This window comes from Rhizobium sp. WYJ-E13, assembly GCF_018987265.1.
In the GTDB taxonomy this organism is placed as follows: domain Bacteria; phylum Pseudomonadota; class Alphaproteobacteria; order Rhizobiales; family Rhizobiaceae; genus Rhizobium.
In genome coordinates this window covers 3,067,280-3,093,763 of the sequence record NZ_CP076853.1, presented here as the reverse complement: position 1 = coordinate 3,093,763, position 26,484 = coordinate 3,067,280, and the positions used below count along the sequence as shown (strand labels likewise).

The window sequence follows — 26,484 nt, the reverse complement described above, 5'->3', positions numbered from 1 at the left end:
AAGTGCTTAGCGGTTTTGTGTCCGGAATTGCGAAAACAAATAGCGTGGCGGCCGTCAGGGCCGCCATTCGCTTTGCAGTCAAGTGAAACGCAGGGATATCGCGTCATGGGCAACTGGCAGGACAATCGTATCATCGACCTCTTCGGGATCGAACTTCCCATCATTCAGGCCCCAATGGCGGGTGCGACCACGCCTGAGATGGTGATCGCGACCAGCGAAGCCGGCGGTCTCGGGTCGCTTCCCGCAGCACTCCTGACAACAGAACAGACAAAAGCTGCGCTTGATCAGATACGCTCTGCGACATCAAAGCCGATCAATGTGAATTTCTTCGCACATACCAATCCGGCAACTGACGCCGTTGCCCAGATGAGATGGCGCACTGTGCTCGCACCCTATTACGTCGAGTTGGGGCTGGATCCCGCTGCACCGGTTCCAACGGCTGCGCGGGCGCCGTTCGATAACGACTATTGCACACTCGTCGAAAGCTACCGGCCGGAGGTCGTCAGCTTCCATTTTGGTCTGCCGGAGCAGGACCTGCTGGAGCGCGTGCGGCGCACTGGCGCGAAAATCATCGCCTCGGCAACGACAGTCGCAGAGGCGCGCTGGCTGGTGGAACGCTGTGTCGATGCGGTCATCGCGATGGGGCTGGAAGCAGGCGGTCACCGGGGCAATTTTCTGAGCGATGACATGATAACGCAGGTCGGCACCATGGCGCTCGTACCGCAGATCGTCGATGCCGTTCCCGTGCCCGTCATTGCGGCTGGCGGCATCAGCGACCGGCGTGGTGTCCGCGCTGCTTTTGTGCTTGGTGCGTCCGCGGTTCAGGTGGGTACGGCCTATCTGCTGACACCGGAAGCAAAGGTTACCGCCTTCCACCGTGAAGCGCTGAAATCGGCACGGGACGACAATACGGCCCTCACCAATATCTTTACCGGCCGCCCGGCTCGCGGCATCGTCAATCGCATCATGCGGGAGATCGGACCGCTGTCGAAGACTGCGCCGGCATTCCCGACCGCCGGCGGCGCGCTGGCGCCGCTGAGGGCTGTGACCGAAAAAGAAGGCAGGTCGGACTTCAGCAATATGTGGGCTGGTCAAGCCGCAAGTCTTGCACGCGAAATGTCGAGCGCCGAGCTCACGCGTTATCTCGTCGAAGCCGACTAGGGGCGCCGCGCATGATGCGGGTGCGGGTGCCCTGCCCGGACTCCGCGACGGTCATTTCAGCCCTCCGTGCCGGCGGCCTTCGCCTGCTGGGCGGCGCGGAGCGTGGCTGTTGCGGCGGCAGCAGCGCCGTTCTTGTCGTCGCCGCCGACCTGCACCATCGGCTGGGCGAATTCGATGCCGTTGTTCTGGAAGGCTTCGCGGATCATGGCGTAGGCCTTGCGGCGGATATAGGTCTGCATGCCGGGCACCGTCGTCATGGCGAAGCTCAGGACGATGCCGTAGTCGCCGAATTCCTCGACGCCCTTCATCTTGAGCGGTTCGATGAAAAGCGGGCCGAGCTCGGCATCTTCTTTCAACTCTGCTCCGATCGTCTTGGTGATCTTGCGGGCCTTGTTGATGTCGGTGTTGTAGGCGACCGAGATACGGAACTTGTCGATCACCCAGTCGCGGCTCATGTTTTCCACAGCGCCGAGCTCTCCGAAGGGTACAGTGAAGACGGGGCCGCGATGGTGGCGCAGCCGCACCGAGCGCAGGCTGAAGCCTTCTACCGTTCCCTTGTAGTTTTTCGCCTGTATATATTCGCCGACACGGAAGGCGTCATCGAGCATATAGAAAACGCCGCTGATGACGTCCTTGACGAGGGTCTGCGAACCGAAGCCGATCGCCACGCCGAAGATGCCAGCGCCGGCGATCAGCGGACCGATCTCGACGCCGAGCTGCGCCAGCACAATCAGGCCGGCCATGACCGCCACCATGACGGCCAGCGCGTTGCGGAAGATCGGCAGTAATGTCCGGAATCGCGCGCGTTTCGCCACTTCGGCAGGGGCGAGGCCGGTCGCATCTGCCGAGGTTGTAATGGTGCGGTCGATCCAGCCCTTGGCAAGCTGCCAGAGAAGATCGGCAATCAGCAGCACGATGATACCTTTCAGCAGTCCATGGAGGACGGCGGCTAACGTCGCGTTCTGATTTGCAAGGGAATCCGGACTGAGGCGCCAGACGAGAGCCAGCCAGCCAACGGCGAGTGCTATGATGATCGCCCGGCTGCCGCGGACGAGCAATATGCTCCTGGCGCTTCCTGACGGCGCCGTCGTGAGCGTCGCCGCTGCTCTGCCTATGGCGCGCAACAGATCCGGCAGGACGAGAGCGTAGACGCCGAGCCAGAAAAGGCCTTGCAGATCAAGGCACCAGAGGATCCACAACAGGGCGAGGAAGGCGGTGAGGCCTGCTTTTATGACAATGGACCGGGCCAATGCCGACCAGACCGTTTCGATCGCGAGCGCCAGCAGAAGAAGAGAAAAACAATAGGAGATGGCCTCCGTGACTGCCTGATCGACGCCAAGCGGTGCGCCGAGCGTTGCGGTTGCCGCGGCAAACAGTGCGATGCCGACAAAAAGCTGGGCGCGGATGGCGAGTGAGGGGCGGATGCTCTCCACGAGGCCAATCAAGACAGCGGCTACGCGGTAGATGACGAAGGCGACCAAGTAGGCGAGCAGAACCAGCCGGGCGAGCGGCGGCCATTCAACGGCGAAGAATATGATTGCAACGACCAGGGTGAAAACCGCGACCGGAAGAAGGCGAGCGACCGGGCCGATCGAGGGAGACCGGGCGCGCCTGAAGAGCCATTCGGCGGCCGCGCCTGCAGCGACCAGGCCGGCAAAAATCAGGAAGATCGGCGCATAGCCATGCGATACGGCATCCTGGCGAGCACGAGCGGCGCCTTCGGACACTTCGGAGGGGATGCGCGGAACTGCAGCAACAATACCATGGATGCGCGAGCGCAGCCGCTCTTCCCAAGTCGCAAAGCCTGATGGCTGGGCGGCTGCGGCTGTTGCGTCCTGCTCCTTCTTCCGGCTTTCCAGCCATGTTTGGATCTCAGGATCCTGCAGCAGGCCTATCAACTGGTCGATTTTTTGCTGGGGTGGCGGTGGCGCGGTCTGTGCCGTCGCCGCGGTCACGACGAGGAAAGCCAGAAGATATACCGCCAGCCTGATCATTTGTTATGTCTCCCGGCGGCAGCAGAGGTCGTCACCCATCTGTCCATGTGCTCATCCTTCCACGCTGGAAGGATGAGCACAGCCGATGCGTTTATGGGAGTACTTTACGGTAAACTCCGGCGTAAAAGCGGGGTAAGAGGCGTAAATGGCGGCGGATTTACGGTAACGTACTTCCATCTTGCACCTGTCGCTCCATAGTCGGCGGGATGAGCAGGAGGCCCGGATCTCCAATGGGTAAGGAAGGAGGCATCAAGTGGAACTGCACGGAAACCGCACAGCGTGGGCTGTGGCGGCTCATGCTGAAATTGCCCGCAGTGCGGGGCAGACTGCAGCTTCTCGCATCGAAATCCCGCTCGCTGAGCGATCTCTTTGAGGCTTATGAGGAAGCGAGCCTAGCCCTGGAGCGCCTCATGCGACAGCCCGGGGAGGGGCATTGTCCGATGGTCGTGGAATACGAGACCATCTGTGCCGAAATCGAATCCGATATCATCCTATATGTTTTGGAGCACGGCTCTAACGTGCCGAATTGAGGCGCTGAGTCACGTTAAAACCGATCGCCTACTGGTTTTGTTAGAATTTTCAGTTGCAACCTGTCGCCGCCTCGGCGATAAACGTCCCTGTTATGCTTTAGCCTATTCAGCGCGTGCGGGGCGGTCATGGGTGCTGAAGTACACAACGCGAGGACATGCGAAGTATCGCTGTCGGAGGCCAGGGCAGAACTCGAACGAATTCTGTCCGATCCCAGATTCCATGCTACGGAACGACAACGGGCCATTCTGCGGTATCTTGCGGAACGGCGCTTTGCCGGCTGCGAAGAGGGGGTCAAGGCCTATTCCATCGCACTTGATGTCCTCGGGCGAGCGAGTAATTTCGATGCATCGAACGATCCGATCGTGCGCATCGAGGTGAGCCGGCTGCGTTCGTCGGTCGAGAACTATTACGAAGCTTTCGGTGCCGAGCAGGATGTGACGATCCACATTCCCAAGGGTACTTATGTGACGCTTTTCCCTCGGTCGTATGTGCCTTACGAGCATGACGAAGAAGAAGTGGTGCTGGAAAGCGATCTGCCCGAGACGTCTGATGATGGTCCTGTTTGCCTGGCTGTAGAAGGCTCCGATGCCCTTTCACCTTTTCGCCGGCCCCTGATGGTCCATACGGGGATGGCGCTGCTGCTCTGCGCGGCGATCGCTGCCGGCGTCGTTCTCTATGCCTCGAAGCCGTCCCTGACAGTCCGCCCGTCGGTCGCGCTTTCCATTGATGCGGTTGAGACTAGGATGCAAGGCGAGGCCAGCCAGACGCGTGACATGCTGTTGACGGCGCTGACGCAATTCCAGACGTTGACGGTGGCGAAGGCTGGTTATGCCGGTGCGCGAGCGCAGAAGGCTGCAGGACGGGCTTATGAAATCGACATGAAATATTACGGCGACGGCGATCTCAGGAGTGTCTGGTGGCAGATCGTCGACAGCGAGTCCGGCGACCTCCTGAAATCGGGGCTGGAAACGATTGCCATTGACGGAAAGAGCCCGGCAGCGACCCGCCAGGAGATCGTCGATGTTCTTGCGCGCCGCTTTGCAGCGACGCGGGGGGTGATCAACAATATCGAAACGCATGCCAGCAGCACAGACTCGATCGGCAACGCCTGCGTCCTGCGTGCAGAATTTCAGCTTGATGACGGCAGTTCGGACAATATGGCCGCGGTGCGCTCCTGCCTCGAACGGACGCTTGCCGCCGATCCGAGCAATTCCGACGCTGAGGCGTTGCTTGCGCGCGTCCTGATCGCGCCGGAGGCCGCGGCCGAAGATGCTGTCGTGCGCGACCATGCTCTCGGTCTGGCGAACCGCGCGGTTTCAATCGCCCCCATGTCGGATCGCGCCTATGTGGCGCTGATGATGACGCAGTTCGCCGATGGACGCATCGATGCAGCGCTGCAGGCCGGAAACCGGGCGATCTCGCTCAACCCGAGCAATCCGGATGCTGTGGCAAAGCTCGCTTTCGTGCTGTTTTCAGCCGGTTACTTCGACGCTGGTGTTGCTATGGCGCAAGATGCCGGCCGTGCCGTCGATATTGTGCCGCGCGACGCCATGCTCGTTCTTGCTCTCGATGCCTATCGCCGCGGCGAATGGTCGGAGGCCTCACTGCTTGCCGAGCAGGTGAACTGCGCGGATTTCGTCGTGCGCGCCTTGCGCGCTGCCGCACTCGGTCAGCTCGGTTCCGATCAAGCCAAGGCGCGACTTGCCGATGTGCGGGGCAGGGATCCGGATTTCGAACGGACCCTCCGGCGGAAGCTGGAAGCAAAACGCCTCCAGCCGCTGCTTTCGGCTGAGATCGAGGCAGGTCTCGCCAAGGCTGGAGCAGTGTTCGCATTCAATGATGTTACAAGTGCCCTCGACCCGTAAATCGGGTCGCGTTTACGGCAACGTACTTGTTCGACCTCGGCTTTCTGCAAAGCTCGCCTTCGGCGGCCAGTTCCGCGGCGATAAGCTCGTTTACGATCACATTTACACTGCGGTTTACCGTAACGTACTTCCGTCTGGAGCCGCAGATGTATCCTATTGCGACAGGGCGGATGAAATTTTGTCGGTGAGCAGAGGGATTGTTGATGCGAACCACCATGCTGTTGCTTTCCGCGGCCATTCTGGCCGCTCCGGTCATGTCTCAAGCTGCCGACATTGCTCCCGTTCTCGCTCCGCAGCCGCAGCCCACCAATCCCGACAAATGGACGTTTTCAGTTTCTCCCTATTTCTGGATCGCCGGCATAACCGGTGATGCGGCGGTCTTCGGTCTTCCGGAAGTTCATGTCGACGAGAGTTTCAGTGATATTCTCTCCGACCTCGATTTTGCCTTCATGGTGGCAGGTGACGCCCGATATGACCGCTTCAGCATCGTGACCGATATCATTTATTCCCGCATAACGACGGACGCAGCTACGCCGCGCGGGATTTTGGCCGATGAGGTCGATCTGAAGCAAGAGACGTTTGCGGCGCTGATCGGCGCGGGTTATACGGTTCTCGAAGATCCTCGGGGGCGGCTCGATGTCATCGGCGGCGTAAAAATCTGGTATACGGAAACGACGATCTCGTTTTCCGGCGGTCCCCTGGGTGGGGCTTCAGCCAAGGATGATGCGACCTGGGTGGATGCCATGGCTGGTGTCCGAGGTGTATATTCGATCACGCCCACTGTCTATCTGACCGCGTGGGGCCTGATCGGAGCTGGTGGCGCTGATCTCGACTGGGATGTGATGGCGGGTATCGGCTACAAATGGAACGATGCCATTTCCGCAATGGCCGGTTACCGTGCCCTCGGCGTGAACTACAGCGACGACACCTTGACCAACGACATCGTCGAACATGGTCCGATTCTGGGTCTGGTCTTCCATTTCTAAGATTGCGCAAGAGCGTTGGTGGCAATCACGCGAGCGCTTCGTCACTGCTCGAAAGCGAAGATCTTTTTCCAGTCGTTTTTCATGTCGACGACCAGCCAGTGCCGGCGTTCGGCTTCGTTCAGGGCTTTGTCCAGCTTTCCGAAGGCTGAATCGCGGTCATAAGCATATTCACGATCGGCATCCGTGTGGTGGACCAGGATGGCGAAGCCGGGACCTTTGCCTGATGTCGTCCAGCGCATCATTTCGTAATCGCCATCCGAATTGCCGGCTACGAAGATCGGCCGCTGGCCGATGAACTTGTTGATGCCGACGGGCTTGCCGGGACCGTCGTCGATGAAATCGATCTTCGGCAGGCGTTTCAAAACCGGCACATCGCCGGCGAGATCATATTGGGTGGCAATCGTGCTGCCGACCACCTGCTCGGGCGGGATGCCGTAAAGCTGTTCCGTCACCGGACGCATGAACTCCACGCCGCCGCCCGAGACGATAAAGGTCCGGAAATCGTTGGCGCGCAGATAGTCCAGCAGTTCACGCATCGGCAGATAGGTCATGTCGGTATAGGGCTTGCCGGTTTTCGGATGTCTTGATGCCGCAAACCAGTCGGTGACGATTTTGCTGAATTCATCTGACGTCATGTTGGCATGCGTCGCCATTACAAGGTCTACCATGCCCTTTTCACCGCCTCTCGCGACGCCTTTCAGGTCGCCGCTGAGGATGCTCTTGAAGGGTTCTCTGGTCTTCCATTCGGGATGCTGCGGCGCGAGCGTCTTGACCCGGTCGAGCATGAAGCCAAGCTGTACATAATAGGGCTGCTCGGACCACAGCGTACCGTCATTGTCGAAGACGGCGATGCGCTTTGCGGGCGCGACATAGCCTTCTCCGCCTTCGGTGACGGTTGCCTCGACGAAATCCATGATGCGGGTTTTGGCAGGCGTACCGTTCCACGAAGGCAGCGGTTCCTGCGCGAGGACAGGGCTCCATGACGCCGCAATCAGTAGGACGAGAGCAACGAAGAGGGAGGCAAGGCTGGCGTCAACGGCTTGCGCGGACCTGCTCATGGACATTCTCCTGGGACATGGGCTCCTGGGATGCGGGTGCTCTTTTTATGCAGCGGAAACCGAGATGGCTGGTCGAAGTGTCCTCCGGCTCGGCATGGCGAGCGGCCGGGCGATAGCGGCGGCAGTAATTCGGTGCGCAAAGATGCGAGCCGCCTTTCAGCACACGGCGCGGAATACGAATATCGGGCTGGCGCGGGTCGTAGCTCGCCTCCACGCCTGCGCCGCGCGGATTGTTCGGAATGCAGCAGGCTTTTGCCGATGGTTCGGGATGGCGGTCGGACCAGTAGTCCGCGGTCCATTCCCAGACATTGCCGATCATGTCGTAAAGGCCATAGCCGTTCGGCGGAAAGCTGCGAACGGGCGAGGTCCGTTCGTGGCCCTTCGGCTTCGTGGACTTCACCGGGAAGGTTCCCTGCCATGTATTGGCCATGGGAACGCCGCCCGGCATCAATTCGTCACCCCAGGCAAATTCCGCATCGTCGAGGCCGCCACGCGCAGCGAGTTCCCATTCCGCTTCCGTGGGCAGTTCTAGCCCCGCCCAATCCGCATAGGCCTTCGCATCGCACCAGGCCACATGCACGACAGGATGGTCGAGTTTGCCGCGCAGGTCGCTGATGCCGCCGCGCGGCCGGTGCCAGTTCGCGCCGAATTTGAACGTCCACCACTGCGTGATATCGGGCCCGCTAACGGTGTTCGGCTGGAAGAAGAGCAGCGATCCCGCACGTAACATCTCGGGTTTGGCGCCTGGGTAATCCTTGGCGTCGGGAGTCTTTTCGGCGAAGGTGACATAACCGGTCGCCTTGACGAATTCCGTGAACCTGCGGTTCGTGACTGGGATGTCATCGATCCAGAAACCATCGACCTTCACGGGATGGGCAGGCGCCTCCTCCGGATAGTGATCGTTCGATCCCATGGTGAAGGTTCGTCCGGGAATCCAGACCATGCCTTCGGGTGCTGCGTTCGAGGCATGTGCGTCGCCGAATGCCAGTGCCATCGTCACCTCCGGAGTGTGAGCTGAAAGCTTCGCGCGTAAGCGCAGGGGGCGGAAGTACGTTACCGTAAATGGCGGTGTTGCGAGATGTAACGGCCGCGTAAATCAAGCCATCACTGTGTCAGCGGCTTGGATTGCGGATCGGCGCGCAGTGTGTCTTCGACCTTCACTGGCTTTGCAGCGACCGGCGGACGTTCGGCGATCGCGAGCGGGGCGGCGACGGCCGTACCAGCGACCTTGCCCACTGTTTGCACCGTGCCGCCGACGACGGCGGCAACACCTTCGCCGAGGGTGATATTGGAATCCGTCAGAGGCTGGCCGGCTATCAACCGTTGGCCGATCAGCTGGACGATCTCAGGGCTTTCGGCAAATTTGCCGTGGTTGAGCTTGTCGCCCGTGTTGACCTTCGTCAGATCGATGGCAGTAATGCCGGCCTCTTCCAGCCTGCTGCGATAGGGCTCCTTGGAGGGATCGATGGCGCCCAGCCGGGATACTTTTCCGGTGATGAAGCTCGATACCGCCAGAGCCCGATCATCCTGCGAAACGAAGATCGTGAACTTTGGATGGGGCGTTCCCATCTCCACGTACTGTTTGGCGAAGACCTGTATGTCGATATCGGGCGAGGCAAGAATGACGTCGCGGATCTTGGGGTTCACATGTCCGTCGCGAATGCCCATCTGGCGCAGGGATTCCATGGCGAGCCAGGTTCCCATGGAGTGGGCGAGGATGGTGATATCCTTGACGCTCGAATCCTGCGCGAGGATCCGCAGCGCCTGTTCGAGTGCTGTGCGCGAATAATTCGTGCTTTCCTTGTCGTATTCGTAAGCTGTCAGCTTGGCGCGCGAGGGCCAGGTGAAAAGGACCGGCGTGGCCTTCATGCCGCTGTCGTGGACGATCTGGGCCAGCCGGAACACGGAATCCTCGTATGTATTGTTGAAGCCATGTACGAAGACGAGGGCATGTCCGTCTACAAGATGCTGTTTGAACCAGGCACGTCCATCTGTTCGTGTCTCGAGTTGCTGGACCCGCGTGACGGCAAAATCAGTTGCCGGGTTCGGCGGCAACCGATCGGGCCATTGAACTGTGCCGGCTGCACGTTTCGGTGGAATGGAAATGGCGATGTCCGTCAGGTAGGGCTTGGGACTGCGCTCACCGTTAAAAAGCGTCGTGGGATCGCCGGAAGGCTGGCGTGTCGTAGCCACCAGCATGTCCACCTGCGCCGTCTTCGGCGCTCCGGTCGTGAGAGCGACAGGGGTCATTACCCCAGTCGGATGGCCGCAGCCTGCAAGCACGCAGAGCCCGGCGAGGAGAATGCGTCTCAGCATGATCGCTTCCTGATTTCACCAGAATGGCACCATAGACTGCACGATTGCGTGGGGAAGTAAGTTACCGTAAACGCGGGCGTTAATACGCGCCCGCAAAGCGTTAACGCGACGGTGTTGCTTCGCCTGAGATGACATCGCCCCTTTGCGTCGGAGAGGTCGCTTTCTCCGGAGCAGGTAAGCTCTTCTGCCTCACTTCAGCATCGGAGGCGCTGCGCCAGTGCTGCCAGCCTTCGCCCTGCAGAAGACCGTTGTCGGAGAGGTCCTTCCAGTGGCGGTAACTGCCGGTGCCAGTGTAGGCGAAGTTCCGGGCGTCTTCGGGGGAGGAATACATCGTGTATTCGGCGGTGTGCTCCGAGCGGTTTGCGACGTCGGCGACCTTGTGGAGGAAGCTCGACAGGAACTTGAAGTGCAGGAGGGCACCGCTGATGCCGACGGCTCCGCGCATTTCGCCGAGGTTGAGGGAGAGCGGCCAGACCTGGTGCGAGGATTTGAGATAGAGGCGCTCGCCGGATACGTAGATCAGCGGGATCTTGTTGAGTGCGGGACCATCCCAGGTGCGGCCGCGGAAATAGACACGGCCGCGCACGCCGCCCTTGATCCAGATGGTGCGGCTGTTCCTGTCGAAATGCGATTCATAGCCTGAGCGGTCGAAGAGGCTGCACACATCGAGCGGATTGCGGCCGGGCTCGCAGATGTTTTCGCTGACGGGATTGCGGCTGTACATGTCGATCATGACCGAGCGCAACGAGCGGGCGCCGACGGATTCCATATAGGCGGTCAGCTGGCTGATCGAGCGCGTATCGCAATGCGGATAGACGAGAAACTCATCCGCATCGACATAGAGAACCCATTTTTGCTGGCAATGGCGGTTCATGACCGCGTTGATCCAGTCATTGCCGAAGCGCGCCGCCTTGTACGAGCCAGTGGCCGAGAGCAGCGAAACATCGTTCATGCCGGACAGGAGCTTGGCCGTGCCGTCGCTCGAACCGTTGTCGATGCAGATGAAGTGCTCGACGCCGAGATCGCGATAATATTGCAGGAAGAACTCCATCCGGTGTCCTTCGTCGCGGATCACGCAGATCAGGACATGGCGGGCCTGCTTCAGGCTGTCGCGCAGCCCGGCATAGGTGACTTGGCCGGCCTTCAGCGAACGGCGCAGCCGCGCCTTGGCATAGTGCGAGATGCTGGTCGTTAAAGCGCTCATTTCTACTCCTGAACATTCGCGCCGGTTTTAAGGACCGGCTCTGCCTGCAGGGATCGAGCCGACTTTTCGTCAGCAGACATAGTCGCCGGCAAGCAGGGTCTGGACGCGCGGATTGGGCATCTCATTCTGAAGGGCATGTCTCACGCGCTCGCGCATTGAACGATATTTGTAAACAACCTTGCGGTCGAAGCTGATGCCCCGGTACAGCGCGTTATAGGCTGGGTGTGTCCTGCGCAGATCGATATAGACTTGGCTTTCGGTATCGCTCCATGGGAAGAACGTGCCATGCCAAGGCTTGGGGTGCGCCATATAGTGGACGATGGCGAGCGAGGACATGTCCACCAGGTGCAGGAACTGTTTGGGGAAGTTCCAGCGGTTCGACACCAGGATGAGTGAGGAGCCGCAGACATAGTTCAATGCGCCCTGATCATGCTTGCCATCGCAGGCATCCGGGTTCGTCGCAAAGAGTTGCAGCGCTTCCGGCCCGATCCAGCCGTCGCGGTGGAATTTCAGAACGCCGGCATTGAAGTAACTGCTGTCCTTGCCGTTCTGCAGCAGGCCATGGATGGAAGTGTAGTCGCGCGCTGCGAAGAACTTTCCGGGAGGGGCGAACGCATTTTCGAGATCGGCAAGGCTGCTGACGATCTGTGTGTCGCCATCCAGATAGATGATCTGGGTATAATTATCAGGCAGGATCTGGGCGAGTACGAGCTTGGCCATGGTGCTGACGCTGATACGGCCCATGAAATGCGAGCCATCGAGCTTGCCGAGAGATTCGTGCAGCGCTTCCGTTGCGTCCATCAGTTTGACACCGCTCAACGCCAGCAGGCTCTTCAGCTCCTCGAAATTGTCCAAATGTTCTGACATGAGAACGCAAACATCCGTCTCAGGATTTGCAAATTTTCGGGCCTGCAGCGCCGAGAGAATAGTCGGAAAGGAATATTCGACATCCGTAACGTAGGCCACGCACTGATTACTCATGGTACAATCCTTCTCGTCGTTCTTCGTCGGCAACTGTCTTTGATCGAGTCTGTAAAAATTTCTCTTTGTCGAGGTGCTGTCCTGTACTTGTTGCAAGCGGGTAATTTCTGATCCGATCGGGAGTCGATCGTGCCTCGTCGGCGTTTTGATCGCGGCGGATTGTGAGAAAATTAACCATTGCTATCGCTCCACTACCAAAAGCCGGGTGTTGTGGATTTAACCCTGTAATGTGAAGATCGGCATGGGGCGCATGTGGGACGATAGAAAGGGATAAGGCATCGCAATGCTGAACGGCACGATCATTGTGATACTGATTTCGCTCGCAGCCGGAGCGGCCATTCGCGCCTGGGCCTTCGCTATTTTTGCGATCGTCGTGGCTCTCGGTTTCGGCATCGTAGCTTATCAAAACTCGTCGCTGCTTGGAGCCGCGCTTTACGGTCTCGGCATCCTCGTGCTGATGCAGGTCTGTTACGTGACGGGCGTCTTCGTGGTCGGGCTCTGGCGCCGCAGCCGCAGGCCGGCCAAGGATAGTGCGATCGCCGATCCGGCCCCTGTGCCGAGCAAGCAGCAGCAAAGCTGAGATCGCCGACATCTTTTCTGCCCCATACCTCATCGCGATGAAAATACCGGCGTACTCATCAGAGATGCCGGTGTCCTCTGCAGACGGGTCATGCGGTTCGGTTGCGCATAAGGGGCGGTCAGGCAACCGCTTGCGAGCCCGGCGGTGATGCTGAAAAGCAGGCCGAGGTCGGTGCTGCTTCCGGAAATCGTCGCGGAAGCAATCTGCGCGACGGAGGCGAAAACGGCGGCCATTCCAATTGCCCGGTTTTCACGGTTCGCCAGTTTGCTGCGGGCAGCAGCCGTCAGAAGGCTGTAAAGGAAGAGCACGAAGAGAACTGTGCCGGTGAGGCCGACGTTCGACAGAAGTGCGGCGGCGAAGCTCGATGTACGAACAGTGCCGAGGCCCGCCCCGAAGGTTGCCGTCTCCACGAAAGAGATGAGCGCCAGCGTGTTCCAAGCGGTTCGCTCCTCGCCGGATTGCGATTCGAGCTTGTTGGCTAGTGTGATGTTCGCCAAATCGCCGACGGCGTTCCAGGCGCTCGGGATCAGGGCTACAGCCATGATTACGCAGGGCACCATCAGCAGAGTGATCAAAAGGAAGGTCGCATAAGGACGGGTTGCCTTACCGCTCAGAAGCCGTTTGAGGCTGAAGAGGATCGCAACGCCGATCATGAAGAGGCCGGCGACATAGGCCGTCGTCGAGGTGCAGAGGATGAGGGTCAGGCCGATCGATACCGTTGCAAAGCCGGTGAAGCGGCTCGGGAAACGCTCAAGCCAGAGGATGAGCGTGAAGCTGAAAAATACCAGAGCCGCCGCGCCATAGGCGCTTGCCTCCGGGAAGGAGCCGACGATGCGCTTGAAGCCGCCAATGACTTCGGCTGTATGCATCGTGTAGTTGGCGTTGCGCATGAAATCGAGCAGGTCGGGTTGGCCTATCGTGAAGGTCGCAATATCGAACAGAGCGAAACCCAGGCAGACGAGTGCGGTGACGATGAGCTGGCGGGCAATGAAGCGTCCATGTCCAAGCCGTGCAAGACCGCAGACGATGGCGAAGCAGACGAGGTCGCCGAGCAGGTATACGGACTGCGTGATGTTGGATGAACCCGGCGCCAGCGGCGATGCCATGACCGACATCAAGCCGGAACTGCTGCGTGCGGATGAATAGACCAGCGTCGCGCCGGCAAAAATGCGTGGCAGGAAGAAGGCCGATACAGCAGAAAACAGAACATAGGCGGCAAACCAGAAGCCGGGACCGGGATAGGCCAGGCTCGTCAGCGCCGCCTGTTTCTGGCGCGGACGCAGCAGCACACCGATCGTGACGAAGAGCAGCAGGAGATGGCTCGGCTGAATGCTACTGCCGCCGAGCGCCGGAAGCTGGAAGGCTGCGGCTGCGCCCAGCAGCGTGGAGATGCAGAGCGCCGTGATCGCGAAGCGGGATCCATAATAGACGAGCGCCAGGCCGAGCAGGAGGACGAGGAAGCCGATCGGTTCAATTGTCATGCCGCAACCTCCAACGCAGATCGAAGATACCCTGCCGCTATGCTGCGCAGGTCCTGCGTGCGGTACAACAAGACGGCAAATGCGGACATGAACTCAACTCCAACGCTAACAGGCATATTCCTATCGTGGTCTCCTAGTTCGATCCCGTCTGCGATACCCAGTTCGGACGGGGCGCATCGGTTCGGGCTACATTAGGAATGAGGGCGGCGGCCGGCTGCTGGGGCTGTGATGCAGCAGATGAGGCATCGGCAGCGGCCTCAACGCCGATCTCGATGATGTCGTGCGGCAACAGGGCCGTGTTTTCATCTGCGACGATGTTGCTGTAGCTACCGTCCTCGTTGCGGCGAACGATCTTGAAGTTCTTTTTGGTCGTGCCGAGGAGCGTCGATTCCGCACCCATGCGGGCGAGTTCGGCGCTGTATCCAGCCTGATCGCCGAGAAGCTGCGCCACCTGCATGTCGATCCCCGCCTTGTTGATCGCGAGGTTGATCGTATTCAGCTCCTGCTGGTTTTCGGCATTGCGCTTGTTGATGATGTCGGCCTTTTCGCGCTGGCTCTCATTCAGACCCTGACGCGATTTAGTAAGCGCGATCTCCAGATCCAGCAGTTCGCTCTGGGTTTCTGCCAAGTTCCGATCGACGGAAAATTGGCGGGTATTGCTGGTCAGGCCCTTGCTGACGAGGCTGTTGACGTTGTTCAACTCCTGCTGTGCGAGTTCGATCTGCCGCTTCTGGGAAACGATCTTGGCTTCGAGAGACTGGATTTCCTGTGTGTAAAGACGGCTCAGATCATCAGCCGCCTCGACTTTGCTGTTGGTCTCGACAGCCCGCAGGCGCATCAGGTTCAGTTCCTCTGCCTTGAGCTTGTCGATATCGGGTATGCCGGCGATCTCCGCAGGCGTGCCGAAATCGGACTGACCGGCGATCTCGGCACGCAGGCGTGCTGCACGCATCAAGAGATCGCGCCGGTTCAGGACGGCTGTGCGATAGTCACCGGCCGCCTGAATGCGGTCTCGGTCGTAGTAGCTGCTGTCGTCACGCGCCCGCATGTAGCCGCCCGCGATGCTGACGGCTTTGATGACGGTCATATTGGCCTCGAAGGGATAGCGTCCCGGCCGCTCGATACTGCCATTGACGAAGATCGGCGCGTGCTGGTCAATTTCGACGGCGATAAAAGGCCTTACCGGAAGATCGGCTTTTGCGGCCAACGCGTCTGAAATGGCATCCGACAGTTGCTCGGTCGTCTGACCGGAGGCCCTGATCTGGCCGGCGATCGGGATCGAAAGATTGCCTGCGTCATCGACACTATAGGTTCCATCGAGCGCTTCCCAACTCGCATATTTGGAATCGGTGGAACGCCATTCCACGACCCGCAGCTTTATCTTGTCCTCGGGGACGAGCGTGTAGCTGTCGGCATGAGCAGCATTCCATCCCATCGCGCAGGTAAAGACGGCGGCAAGGCCAACGAACGGAAGACGATCAAGGAAAGACATTGGGCTACCTCCGTTTTGCCGCGATGGATGGCGAAGACATCTCGCGATTTGAGGACTGGCTGAGTTCGAGGATGCGCATGGGAGACGCACGTCCCATCAGAAGATCGGACAAAGCCAGGAAATTCCCGTTCAGCCGGCCACGACGGTCGACTGCGCTATCATTAAGCAGGGCGCCACGGGTGTTCGCCAAGATATTGCGGCCGATCTGCGCCAGGGCGCGGGTCCAGGACATGGTGCCCTTGCGCATCAGATGCGCGGGATTTGCGACTTGCGAATAGCCCAGCCTCTTGCCGGGCTGGCGCCCGGACTTGACGCCGAGATGCACGCCGCAGGCGCCCGAAATACGTACCGACCGTCCGTAGCGGGCGATGGACCGGCTGAAATCGACGTCTTCCAGCCAGCCGTAAAGCGGCAGTTCTTCATCGAAGGCGAGCCCGTGGCCGACGATTGGCGCCAGTCGAACCGCCATGTTGCATCCGTAGGCGTTGTAGACTTCGGTCACCTGCTCGCCTCTTTCGCCTGCGTTCTTGATGACATCTATGGCTTCGGATTGGGTCAGTCCCTCGCCGAGAATGCCGTCGGCAAGAACGTCGCCGGTCGCGATGACCACGTCCGGATTGTCGGCGAAAACGGCTGTCATGCGTGGAATGAAGCCGGGCGCGGGAATGAAATCGTCGTCGAGGAAGATCAGCACATCCATGTCCGCGCCTGCAGCCTCAATGATCCGATTGCGCTGGCAGGTCAGTCCGCGAGGGCCGACCATCAATTCCACGTTTTTGCGGTCGGCGAGCCCGGCAGCATCATCCAGGTTGGGGACGCAGACGATGATACGCTCCGGCTGAGGCTCAAGGTTGCCGATATAGGTTACCGTCTCCAGAAGCGTCGCCGGCCGGCCCGCGGAGGCAATGCCGACGGCGACCTTCAGCTTCGGTGCCTGTGAGATCGGAGCCGTCATGCCTGAACACTCGACGGTGTGTTGTTGATGATCGCGCCGAGGATTTCTGCGCCGACATTGCGCATGCTGTCGATAACGCGAACGGTCTCGTCAATCGAAGTGCGGCCGTAGGAGGTTACGACGAGAACACCGTCCAGCTCCGGAGCGAGCGCATTGGCGTCCGGCGACGAGGTGAAGGCGGAAATATCGACGAATATGGCGTCGAATTCCTTCTTCAGATCGTTGAAGTTGAGCTGGGTGCGGCGCGAACTCAGGCGGATGGCGGGTGTCACGGCGCGGACCCTGCCAAGCGGCAGGAACTTCAGCGTCGGCGTCAGCGAGAGGGTGGCGGTGCGGATCGCCTCGATATTGTCGAGCACGTCGATCAGGCCGGCTGAACTGTTCGGCGCAATGGATCTGCTGAGCGAGGGTTTTGTCGCCGCAGCATCAATCAGCAGGGTACGCGCGCCTGATATCGCCGAGAGCACGGCGAGCTCGCAGGCGATGGTGGATGCCCCGCCGCCCGGGTTGACGGCAACGATGCCTATCACCACGCGCCGTCTGCGGCGGAAGCCGGTGACAGTCGCACCAAGTGCTGCCATTCCGGGGATCAGCGGATAGGCGACGGTGCCGCTGTCGTCGGCAGCAGGCAGCGCCGCGGCGCGGCTGGTCCTCTTTGCGCGTCCCAGAGGTGTGACGAAGGACAGGCCAGCCGCCTGTGAGAGTTGCTGTGTGCGCATGATGCGCCTGTCGCTGACGTGGCGGATCATGGCAAGGCCGAGGCCGGAACCAGCGCCAACGACCAGCGCGAAGGCGAGGATCAGCGAATTGTTCGGCCGCGCCTTGGAGAGCGGTGAGGTTGCCTGCGAAACGATGGTGGCGTCGGAAACCGGATAGGAAATGCGCTGCTTGGCCTCGGTGTATTGCGTAAGGGTGTTTTCGAAGAGGGTGCGGCGGGCGTCGGTCGCGCTCTGCAGTTCGGCAAGCTTGAACTGGTCGCGCGGATTTGCCTTGAAGGTGGCAAGCGCACTCGCGGCCTCGGCAAGCCCGCGCTGTTGCTCATTGACGAACTGTTCCAGCCATTCGCTGTACTGCTGGGCCGCAGCAGCCTTCATCTGGACATTCTTGCGGATATACTGCTGGGCAACCGCATCGGCGATCTCGACCGCTTTCTGCGGGTTGGAGGCGGAGGCAGATATTTCGAGGATCGTCGACTGGCCGATGCGGCGCATTGCGACAATATTGCGCAGCCGCGCGATCGCCCGGTCGGTCCGCGGCGCTTCCCGGTTCGCTGCGGCGGGCTGGGCATCGCCCAAGGCCGCGTCCCCAGGTGCCGTTTCGGACTGTGCGGTAGCCGCCGGGTTGCCCGTCAGCCAATCCTTGACCTTGTCTTGCAGGGAAAGGGCCTGATCGGAGAAGGCCGCATCGTTGGCGAGATTCAGCGCGCTGGCGGCGCCGCCAAGGACGTCGCTGGACTTTGCTATTTCGAGCTGGGCATCGATGAAGGCGTCTTCGGCGAACGCCCTTTGAGCATCCGAGCCGTTCACCTGCGGGAAGACCATGAGTTGGGTACTGGCCACATAAGTCGGCTTGGCAATGAAGAGATAGGCAGCGGCGAGCGCGAGGAAGACCAGGGTGGTAAACACGATCCAAGGCCAGCGCATCCTGACGAAAAAGGACATGTCCCGCAGCGTCAGCGACGAACTACCGCTGGCGGTGGCCGGCAAAGATATCGGGGAGACGCTGCTGAAGACGTGATTTGAGTTCATAGTGTCCTGATCCAAGGGCGAGAGGGTCTTCTTCGTAGATATCAAGCAGGTGCGTATGGCCGAGGCGGGCCATACGTCGTTCTTGGATTAGTAGCAGCCGCGCTGCGAGAACAGGGCGGGAACGGTCTTCGCGATGATGATGAAATCGCGTGTGAGCGACCAGTCGCGGACATACTCGACATCGAGCGCTACTCGATATTCGTAGCTGACATCGTTCCGGCCGCTGGTCTGCCACTGTCCGGTCAGGCCTGGCCTCGCGGCCATGTAGCTCGTGACATGTTCGCCGTAACGCGCGAGTTCTTCGGCCGTCACCGGCCGCGGCCCCACGACGCTCATTTCGCCGCGCAGGATATTGATGAGCTGCGGGAGCTCATCGATGCTGGACTTCCTCAGGATATCGCCGACAGCGGTGATGCGCGGGTCGTTCTTCAGCTTCCGCGTTGTTTCCCACTCGGTTCGCGCTGAGGGATTGGCGCGCAGCAACTCGGCGAGCTGAGCGGCGGCATCGGTCTTCATGGTGCGGAACTTGAGACAGCCGAAGGCGGCGCCTCCATATCCAATGCGCGTATGCGAATAGAAGACCGGGCCCTTGTCGCTCAACTTTACGATGAGTGCCACGATCAGCATCAGAGGCAACAGCAGAACCAGAGCGGTGGTTGCCATCACGATATCAACCGCCCGCTTGGATGCCCTGCCGACCACGTGAGGCCGCGATACTATGCGACGATCGTTATTCGGCTCGGACTGGTCAACATTCGGCCAGGGCTCACGAACTTCAATACTCTGTGCTTCCCAAGTCATCGACCGACTCCAAAAGTTTAGAACCTCATGAAGTTTGGTGCAGCGCAATGTGCTTGTCTGTGACCGCGGTCATAATGGTTAGCAAATTCTTTATGCTAACACAGTAATGCTACGGAATTCTCTACGAATTCGGCGGCAGGGGGGCTTCTGCATCCTAATTTATTCGAAAATTTAACTTAGATGACGTCTTGCGCGCACGGCTTGAGTAGGTGAAGCCGGGCGTTGCAGCTATTTTTTTGAACGATTTTAATCCTGATAGCCCCAAAAATGGGCAGTTTGGCGTAGTACTCCTCCTGAATTCGACGGATACTAGAAAAAATATAATCTATATAACTAGTGGTATTGTTGCTATTATTTGAGATGCTCTTGTCATCTTCGATTGTTATTTGACTCTCAAGTTAGGACAATATAAATGATGCAGCGCAGCATCAGCTACGACCAATCTGTTTTTTGTTGGGGAGTTATGCGCATGGACGGAGCTACACAAACGAGAGATTATAGAGTCGCAGTGGGCAAAGCGGCTATTAGCGTTGTTCCGGATACGTCTTTGAACAATCGCATCTCGGGTGACGACGACTTCCCGTTCTGCCGCGCGACTGTACGCAACTTCCGTCGCGGCGAACTTATTGCAGGCGCTGGAGTCTTTGTGGACATGTTCGCTCGCGTGCAGCGCGGGCTGGTCAGTGCCAGCACGATGTTGCCGGACGGCAGGGAGTTCATCGTCGAGATCATTCCGAGGGGAGGTTTGATCGGCGAGCTTGAAGTATTGCGCAAGCAAATGCTGAATCTGGAGTATAGAGCCAGTTCGGATTGCGAGCTATACTTCTTCGAGGGCCGTCTGTTACGGGAAAGGTACGCAACCGATCCGCAGTTTCAGGAGAAGGTCTTTTCGAGAACGCTTGCGCGCGTTTCCGAGCTGGAACGCCGTATCATTTCGAACGCCGGATCGAGCCTGCAATCGCGGCTGGCGGGAATGCTTCTGCGGCTATCTTCGGTCTACGGAAGGGACACGCCGGCCAACCGGGACGTGCTGGTAATCTCCCAGAACGATCTGGCGGCGACGCTTCCGGCGTCCCGTGAAAAAGTCAACCAGTGCTTGCGACGCCTGCGTGAATGCAAGGTGATCGAAGGAGCCCAGGGAAGGATCCGTATCCTCAACCGCAAGGCGCTGGAAGCCTATGCCGACGGTGCAGTGTCGGCAAAATAATGCGCTTCGTCACGATCCGGCTGCCACCCGCAGCCGGTCCGTGACCACTCCACCCCGCATGGACGGCGTCGGGGCCTAGCCGTCAAAAAGCATCCATTGTGTCTGTCGTCGGAGAGCTTCTATGAACGACATCGGCCAATTGCGTCCTGATGAGAATGGATCTGCCGTTTCAACGGTACGGTGGCCGGCTTCCGGGCGCTATGCAAAACTATGGAGGGACGGCATCGCTGTGCGCCCGGTGCTCGACCGTGTAGTCATCATCGATGACTATTCTACGGCGAGGGGTGGGGCGACCTCGCTTGCGGTCCTTTCGGCGAAGCTCTTCTGCGGACTGGGTATTGCCGTGACCTATATCTGCGGCGACGATGGAGCGAACGAGGAGCTTGCATCTTTCGGCGTCTCAATCGTCAAGCTGAACAGCCGTGACCTCTTGAATTCCAGCCGTGCCAAGGCTTTTGCGACCGGCATTCACAATCCCGCTGCCGGCAATATGATCTCTGCATGGGTGCGCGCCAACGATACGCCGAAGACTGCCTATCATGTCCATGGCTGGCATCAGATCCTGTCGCCGGCCGTCTTCGACGCGCTCGTGCCCGTTGCCGCCCGATGCGTCGTTCACGCACACGATTTCTTCACCGGCTGTCCCAATGGGGCCTTTTTCGATTATCAGGCGCAGGAGATCTGCAAGCGGCGCCCGCTGGGGACAGGCTGCATTACTACCTCCTGCGACAAGCGCAGCTATGCGCAAAAGCTTTGGCGGACGGTCCGCGGCGCCAATCTCTTTCGCGCGCTCAGAAGCCGCCCCGCCTTCGGCAGGATCATCCTGCTCCATGAGAAGATGGCCGAGTTCCTTGTGGGCTCCGGCTACCAGCCGGAACGGCTCGTCACCATCCGCAATCCGATCGCGCCGCTGACGGCCGAGCGTGTCGCGGCCGAGAACAATGACGAGTTCGTCTTCATCGGCCGGCTGGATGAGGAAAAGGGTATTGAGGATGCGCTTGCCGCCACGGCCAGGGCCGGTGTCAAGCTTTGCGTGATCGGCGACGGGCCGCTTATCTCCAAGATTAAGGCGGCCGGCGATCATGTCAGGGCCATGGGCTGGCGGTCGCATGCCGAGATCGGCCAAATCATCCGCACGGCAAGCGCGCTCATCATGCCGTCCCGCTATCCGGAGCCGTTCGGCCTCGTGGCGATCGAGGCGGCTCGCAGCGGCCTTCCCGTCATCATGACCAAAGGCGCCTTCCTTGCCGAGGAAATGGAGCGGGCCGGAATGGCGATCTCCTGCGACACGACCGACGAGGAAGCCTTCGCCGCAACGCTGATGGCCTTCCGCAACATGCCGAGGGAGGATGTCCGCCTCATGAGCGAACGCGCCTTCCGGCTGTCGCCCAATCTGGCAACGACGCATGAAGAATGGCGCGATGCCCTTCTCGCGCAATACTGCAGTCTGATTTCGACACAGGTGGTGCCCGAGCCGAGGGGTGGGGCGATCGTACAAGGAGCGTTCAGGTGATTGTCAAAGCAGCAAGCTCTCTCCCCGAAACAATGGCATTCCGGGGCGATGCGCCCGTCGTGGCAAGAAGCCGTACCGTCGAAGCCGGCAGCAGGGCCGATGCGAAGCCGCTTCGCGTCGCTATCGTCCATTACTGGTTGGTATCGATGCGTGGTGGCGAAAAGGTGGTGGAAGAGCTCTGCCGGATGTTCCCCCAGGCAGACATCTTCACGCTGGTGTATAATCCTGATCGTACCAGCGATTTCCTGAACAGCCGCAACATCCATACGTCCTTCCTGCAGAAGATTCCGCGTTCGACGCGCCACTACACGAAGATGCTGCCGCTCATGCCCTTCGCGCTCGAGCACTTCGACCTTCAGAACTATGATCTTGTCATTTCAAGCGAATCCGGCCCCGCCAAGGGCATCATTACGCGGGCGGATGCACTTCATATCTGCTACTGCCATTCACCGATGCGATACATCTGGGATCAGTTCCACTTATACCGGCGCGGTGTTTCCTGGATCGGCAAGGCAATGATGTCGATCACGGCTCCGATGCTGCGCGCCTGGGACGTGACGACCGCCTCGCGCGTCGATACGTTCGTGGCGAATTCCAGCTATGTCGCGGGCCGTATCCGCCGCTTCTATGATCGCGACGCCGTCGTCATCTATCCGCCGGTTGCGACCGATGATTTCGCCATCGGGCAAGGCAAGGGCGAGTTCTATCTCTATGCGGGCCAGCTCACCGCCTATAAGCGGCCGGATATTGCTGTGAAGGCCTGCACGGAAATGGGTCGCAATCTGGTTGTGATCGGTGAGGGCGAGCAGGAAGCCTATCTGAGATCAATCGCCGGACCGACGGTGCAGTTCCTTGGCCATCAGCCGTTCCCGGTTCTGCGCGATCATCTGTCGCGCTGCCGCGCGCTGCTGTTTCCCGGCATCGAAGACTTCGGCATTCTGCCGGTGGAAGCGATGGCGTCGGGCCGGCCGGTTCTGGCTTTCGATGCGGGCGGCGCACGCGAGACGGTCTGCGCACCGCATGTCGGCTTCCGCTTTGCGGAGCAGACTGCGGAAGCGCTGATGGAAACGATGGCAGCCTTCGAAGCGGTCGAGGATACGCTCGATCCGGCGGCGATCCGCAACCATGCCCTGAGATTCTCCGCAGCGGTGTTCCGCGATCGCCTCGGCGCCCTCATCGACGAGCAACTCGTCAACCATGGCCATCAGGCCGCAGGCCCCGTCAGGAGGAAGGTAAGCTGACACGCACAAAAAACCCGGAGCGGCGGCACCCGGCGCTCCCCAGAAGAGGTTCGTTGCTCATGGCCAAGGAATAAATCGTGTCAAGCGTATCGCATAGAACTGCGGCAGCAAGCATCTGGACAATCAGCGGAAAATTCCTGGCACGACTGCTCGATTTCGTGAGCCTGCTCATTCTCGCAAGACTTTTGAGCCCGGCAGATTTCGGGATCGTCGCCATTGCCACATCGGTTCTCGTCATCGTCGAGGCGATCCTTGACCTGCCGCTCACCCAGGCACTTGTGCGCGTTTCCTCGCCGTCCGAGCGGATGTTTGCCACAGCCTTTACATTGAGCCTCATCAGAGGCACGGCGATCAGCCTGCTGATGATCATCATCGCCTGGCCGATGGCTCTCATTTATAACGATGCGCGGCTTTTTTCGCTGGTTGCCGTGGTTTCAATCGCGCCCGCGATGCGCAGCGTGATCAGCCCACGAATGGTGCTTTTCATGCAGCGGTTCGATTTCCGGCGCGAATTCGCCCTCGATCTCATTGCCAAGGGATCGACGCTGATCTTCGGCGTCGGCGTCGCGCTTGCGACCAACAGCTACTGGGGGCTGGCGATCGGCGCCGTCGCCGGACCGACGGCGGCGACCATCGTCTCCTATATCTTCGCGCCGATGCGACCGAGGCTCAGCCTCTCGGAATGGAAGCACTTCCAGGACATGATCGGCTGGAACACGATTTCGCAGGTTCTCAACTCGCTCAACTGGCAGATGGACCGGCTGCTGCTGCCGCGTTTTACAAGCCTTTCCACCTATGGCGCCTTCAGCGTTGCGGACAATCTCGCAGGCATTCCCTATCAGACATTCGTCGGCCCGCTGATGCGCCCGCTGATGGCCGCCTTTTCCAATGTCAGTGACCGGGGCAAGCAGATCGCCGCCTATCTGAAGGCGACCAACGCAATCATGGTCGTGGCGTCACCTATCCTGCTCGTCATCATTTTCCTGGCCGAACCGATCCTGCGCATCGTCGTCGGCGAGAAGTGGGCCTTTGCGGCGCCGATCCTGCAGTGGCTCTGCATCGTCAGCCTGATCGGCCTGCCGACGACCATCATGCCGCCGCTCGTGATGGTTCTCGACAAGACCCGTTATGTGGCGTTGCGGATGTTTGCTGAATTTGCAGTGAGGGCGCCGATTACGGTGCTCGGCGTGATGATGTTCGGGCTTGACGGTGCCCTGGCGGCTCGCGTCATTGCCGCCGTCGTTTCCTATGTAGTCTGCCTTGTCATCACGCAACGGTTGATCGGTGCCTCGATCGGCGCGCAGCTTTACGCGTTCATCCGGCCGCTTTCGGCCTGCCTGCCGATGATCGGTTTCCTGCTCTGGGTTCAGCCCGTTTTGATCGCCATGCCTCTGGGCATCGAACTCGTCATCGGCGTCGGCCTCTGCAGCGGTGCCGCGCTTGCGATCTTCTGGGTTTTCTCCCTGCTCTTGTGGCAGGCCGTCGGGCGGCCCGACGGCCTGGAAGCCATCGTTATCAGGAAGATCACACCCCGGCGAAACGGGGTCGTCGTTTCATGATCGACTCGCAAAACCCCGCGACGGGGTCGAAACCTCCGGGAGGGAGAAAAATGCGTCACGCGAAATTCGCCGGAAGATTTGCGCTTCTGATCGTCATCAGCCTTTTCGGCCCGCCAGGCCCCCGGCCCAGCGAAGCGGAAGAGCCGCTCAACCTCGACGATTTCCAGATGACCTTTGCCGAAGACTTCGACACGCTCGACGTTTCGGCATGGGGCGAGACCAAATCGCGCTGGATTGCTCATACGCCGTGGAACGGCGATTTCGGCGATGCGCGCTTTACCGACCCCATGGACGGTTTCCCCTTTACGGTCGATAACGGCATTCTGCGGATTGAGGCACGGAAGGAAGCTGACGGTCAGTGGCGCTCCGGGCTGCTCGCCTCGACCAATCCGAAAGGGGAGGGATTCTCCCAGAAATTCGGCTACTTTGAAGCACGCATGAAGCTGCCGCCCGGCAAGGGCGTTTGGCCGGCCTTCTGGCTGATTGGCCTCGACCGATCCAAATTCACTTCGGAAATCGACGTGATCGAATATTACGGCCGTGCGCCCGGCGAGTTCAGCATGGGGTATCACGTCTGGCGTCCGAGCAACCAGCACACGACGGACGGCCATCTGACGAATGTGCCCGAAGGTTCGCTCAGCAGCGACTACCATACGTTCGGTGTGGATATCGGCCCGCAGAAATCGACCTTCTATCTGGACCGCAAGCCGCTGTGGAGTTTCGATACACCGCCGGAATTCCAAATGCCTTTCTATCCGCTGGTCAATCTTGCACTCGGATCGGGCTGGCCGATCGATGAAACGCCGAACCCGTCTTACCTCCTGGTTGATTATATCCACGTCTATCAGCGCAAGAGCTTGATGTCGGCGAGTAACGGTTAGGGCCTAGCAGCGGCTTGCGAGCGTTTCAATGCGTCGAGCACGATGCCGGTCAGCCGGCGCGATGGCGAACTGCGCGGCCAGAGTAAACCGACCTCGCGTGGGGGGAAGGGCACCGGCAGTTCGAGGATGGCGATGTTCAGGCCCTCCGGCCAGGGTCGTGCCCAATCCGGCACCAGCGAGACGCCGAGCCCGTTGGCGACCATGACCGAGATCGCTTCAAGAGAATCAAGTTCCAGACGCTCGGCGGGCTTCAAGCCCTGTTTTTGAAGATATTCGTCGGCAAGGCGTCCGCCCCAGTTGTTCCGATCGTAGCGGATGAAGGGACGGGTCTTCAGGAGATTATGCGGGTTCTCGCCCCGGCAATCGGCGGGGGCAAGAAGAACCAGGCGTTCGGCCCGCAAGAGCTCCCACTCCAATGTCTTCGGTATCGAAAAGGGCGGCTTTACGAGGATTGCCGCGTCGATATGCCTGTCCATCAGCCGCTGATAGAGATCGGTGGAGGGACCAGGCAGCAGGAAGACCTCAACAAGCGGCATGCTGGCGAAAACCTCATGAAGGGCTGATGGCAGCAGTCCGGTCAGCGCTGTCGTGATGGCCCCGAGGCGAAGTTCGCCGGAGGGCAGCTCGGCATTGGCGAGACTCTTCAGGTCGCGGACCTCGGCGAGGATCTTGCGGCTCTTTTCGATGATGGCATGGCCGGTATCGGTTGGACGGACACGACGGCCGACGCGGGTCAGCAACGGCACGCCGACATCGTCTTCCAGCGCCTGCATGCGCTGGGCGACCGCGGCAGGCGTGATGCCGAGGCGGCGGGAGGCCTCGGCCAGCGATCCGAGCTCGGCAACCAGCAGGAAAGTATCGAGAAAGCGAGTTTCCATAAGAATAGTTTTTCTATCTTCTGAAATCATAAAAAGCGAGATTTTTCTTCTT

At 59.8% G+C, this 26,484-nt stretch carries 23 protein-coding genes; 11 read left to right on the top strand and 12 right to left on the bottom strand.

What is annotated here, in order from left to right; all coding sequences use genetic code 11:
- The first annotated feature begins 105 nt into the window (after nt 1-105).
- Entirely contained in the window at nt 106-1,161 is a 1,056-nt protein-coding gene (locus tag KQ933_RS15535; protein WP_216755721.1) for a nitronate monooxygenase family protein, read from the top strand.
- Nucleotides 1,162-1,217: 56 nt separating this feature from the next.
- On the opposite strand, the gene KQ933_RS15530 is transcribed toward KQ933_RS15535, so the two are convergent.
- A complete protein-coding gene (locus tag KQ933_RS15530) occupies nt 1,218-3,155 on the bottom strand; it encodes a mechanosensitive ion channel family protein (protein ID WP_216755720.1) in 1,938 nt (645 codons plus the stop codon).
- A 230-nt stretch (nt 3,156-3,385) separates the two neighbouring features.
- On the opposite strand from KQ933_RS15530, the gene KQ933_RS15525 reads away from it, so the two are divergent.
- From KQ933_RS15525 to KQ933_RS15515, 3 genes are all read left to right on the top strand, one after another.
- A complete protein-coding gene (locus KQ933_RS15525; RefSeq protein WP_216755719.1) occupies nt 3,386-3,685 on the top strand; it encodes a hypothetical protein in 300 nt (99 codons plus the stop codon).
- 126 nt (nt 3,686-3,811) lie between these two features.
- Nucleotides 3,812-5,551, top strand: coding sequence for a hypothetical protein (locus tag KQ933_RS15520; RefSeq protein ID WP_216755718.1), 1,740 nt, complete (start codon nt 3,812-3,814; stop codon nt 5,549-5,551).
- A gap of 203 nt (nt 5,552-5,754) precedes the next feature.
- Complete coding sequence (locus KQ933_RS15515) at nt 5,755-6,537, top strand: outer membrane protein (protein WP_216755717.1); 783 nt, start codon at nt 5,755-5,757, stop codon at nt 6,535-6,537.
- 41 nt (nt 6,538-6,578) lie between these two features.
- Here KQ933_RS15515 and KQ933_RS15510 read toward each other — a convergent pair whose 3' ends face one another.
- The 5 genes from KQ933_RS15510 to KQ933_RS15490 form a co-directional block, all read right to left on the bottom strand.
- Nucleotides 6,579-7,595: an HAD family phosphatase gene (locus tag KQ933_RS15510; RefSeq protein WP_216755716.1), complete on the bottom strand. Its 1,017-nt coding sequence runs from the start codon at nt 7,593-7,595 to the stop codon at nt 6,579-6,581.
- Nucleotides 7,570-8,589, bottom strand: coding sequence for a formylglycine-generating enzyme family protein (locus KQ933_RS15505; protein WP_216755715.1), 1,020 nt, complete (start codon nt 8,587-8,589; stop codon nt 7,570-7,572). Before KQ933_RS15505 ends, KQ933_RS15510 begins: the two co-directional genes overlap by 26 nt.
- A gap of 110 nt (nt 8,590-8,699) precedes the next feature.
- A complete protein-coding gene (locus tag KQ933_RS15500) occupies nt 8,700-9,911 on the bottom strand; it encodes an alpha/beta hydrolase (RefSeq protein ID WP_216755714.1) in 1,212 nt (403 codons plus the stop codon).
- A gap of 100 nt (nt 9,912-10,011) precedes the next feature.
- The gene (locus tag KQ933_RS15495) at nt 10,012-11,115 is read right to left on the bottom strand and encodes a glycosyltransferase family 2 protein (protein WP_216755713.1); all 1,104 of its coding nucleotides are present in this window, start codon (nt 11,113-11,115) and stop codon (nt 10,012-10,014) included.
- 69 nt (nt 11,116-11,184) lie between these two features.
- Nucleotides 11,185-12,096: a glycosyltransferase gene (locus tag KQ933_RS15490; protein ID WP_216755712.1), complete on the bottom strand. Its 912-nt coding sequence runs from the start codon at nt 12,094-12,096 to the stop codon at nt 11,185-11,187.
- A gap of 283 nt (nt 12,097-12,379) precedes the next feature.
- Here KQ933_RS15490 and KQ933_RS15485 point away from each other — a divergent pair, with 283 nt between their 5' ends.
- A complete protein-coding gene (locus KQ933_RS15485) occupies nt 12,380-12,676 on the top strand; it encodes a hypothetical protein (protein ID WP_216755711.1) in 297 nt (98 codons plus the stop codon).
- Between the two features lie 29 nt (nt 12,677-12,705).
- On the opposite strand, the gene KQ933_RS15480 is transcribed toward KQ933_RS15485, so the two are convergent.
- The 4 genes from KQ933_RS15480 to KQ933_RS15465 form a co-directional block, all read right to left on the bottom strand.
- A complete protein-coding gene (locus KQ933_RS15480; RefSeq protein WP_216755710.1) occupies nt 12,706-14,157 on the bottom strand; it encodes a hypothetical protein in 1,452 nt (483 codons plus the stop codon).
- Nucleotides 14,158-14,290: 133 nt separating this feature from the next.
- Nucleotides 14,291-15,649: a polysaccharide biosynthesis/export family protein gene (locus tag KQ933_RS15475; RefSeq protein WP_216755709.1), complete on the bottom strand. Its 1,359-nt coding sequence runs from the start codon at nt 15,647-15,649 to the stop codon at nt 14,291-14,293.
- Between the two features lie 4 nt (nt 15,650-15,653).
- Entirely contained in the window at nt 15,654-16,604 is a 951-nt protein-coding gene (locus KQ933_RS15470) for a glycosyltransferase family 2 protein (RefSeq protein ID WP_216755708.1), read from the bottom strand.
- The gene (locus KQ933_RS15465; protein WP_253958247.1) at nt 16,601-18,229 is read right to left on the bottom strand and encodes a Wzz/FepE/Etk N-terminal domain-containing protein; all 1,629 of its coding nucleotides are present in this window, start codon (nt 18,227-18,229) and stop codon (nt 16,601-16,603) included. The genes KQ933_RS15470 and KQ933_RS15465 overlap by 4 nt, the downstream gene beginning before the upstream one ends.
- On the opposite strand from KQ933_RS15465, the gene KQ933_RS33745 reads away from it, so the two are divergent.
- Complete coding sequence (locus KQ933_RS33745) at nt 18,219-18,341, top strand: hypothetical protein (RefSeq protein WP_301925011.1); 123 nt, start codon at nt 18,219-18,221, stop codon at nt 18,339-18,341. The two genes, KQ933_RS15465 and KQ933_RS33745, sit on opposite strands and share 11 nt — an antisense overlap.
- Before the next feature lie 98 nt (nt 18,342-18,439).
- Here KQ933_RS33745 and KQ933_RS15460 read toward each other — a convergent pair whose 3' ends face one another.
- A complete protein-coding gene (locus KQ933_RS15460; RefSeq protein WP_216755706.1) occupies nt 18,440-19,153 on the bottom strand; it encodes a sugar transferase in 714 nt (237 codons plus the stop codon).
- 463 nt (nt 19,154-19,616) lie between these two features.
- Between KQ933_RS15460 and KQ933_RS15455 the strand changes: the two genes are divergently transcribed.
- The 5 genes from KQ933_RS15455 to KQ933_RS15435 all read left to right on the top strand — a co-directional run bounded on the left by KQ933_RS15455 (nt 19,617) and on the right by KQ933_RS15435 (nt 25,554).
- Entirely contained in the window at nt 19,617-20,360 is a 744-nt protein-coding gene (locus tag KQ933_RS15455) for a Crp/Fnr family transcriptional regulator (RefSeq protein ID WP_216758922.1), read from the top strand.
- A 121-nt stretch (nt 20,361-20,481) separates the two neighbouring features.
- Nucleotides 20,482-21,873, top strand: a complete 1,392-nt coding sequence (locus KQ933_RS15450; protein ID WP_216755705.1) for a glycosyltransferase family 4 protein — start codon at nt 20,482-20,484, stop codon at nt 21,871-21,873.
- On the top strand, nt 21,870-23,114 hold the full coding sequence (locus KQ933_RS15445) for a glycosyltransferase family 4 protein (RefSeq protein ID WP_216755704.1): 1,245 nt from the start codon (nt 21,870-21,872) through the stop codon (nt 23,112-23,114). Before KQ933_RS15450 ends, KQ933_RS15445 begins: the two co-directional genes overlap by 4 nt.
- Before the next feature lie 77 nt (nt 23,115-23,191).
- Nucleotides 23,192-24,673, top strand: a complete 1,482-nt coding sequence (locus KQ933_RS15440) for a lipopolysaccharide biosynthesis protein (protein ID WP_216755703.1) — start codon at nt 23,192-23,194, stop codon at nt 24,671-24,673.
- Between the two features lie 50 nt (nt 24,674-24,723).
- A complete protein-coding gene (locus tag KQ933_RS15435) occupies nt 24,724-25,554 on the top strand; it encodes a glycoside hydrolase family 16 protein (RefSeq protein WP_216755702.1) in 831 nt (276 codons plus the stop codon).
- On the opposite strand, the gene KQ933_RS15430 is transcribed toward KQ933_RS15435, so the two are convergent.
- Entirely contained in the window at nt 25,551-26,432 is an 882-nt protein-coding gene (locus KQ933_RS15430) for a LysR family transcriptional regulator (RefSeq protein WP_216755701.1), read from the bottom strand. The genes KQ933_RS15435 and KQ933_RS15430 overlap by 4 nt on opposite strands.
- Nucleotides 26,433-26,484: the final 52 nt, after the last annotated feature.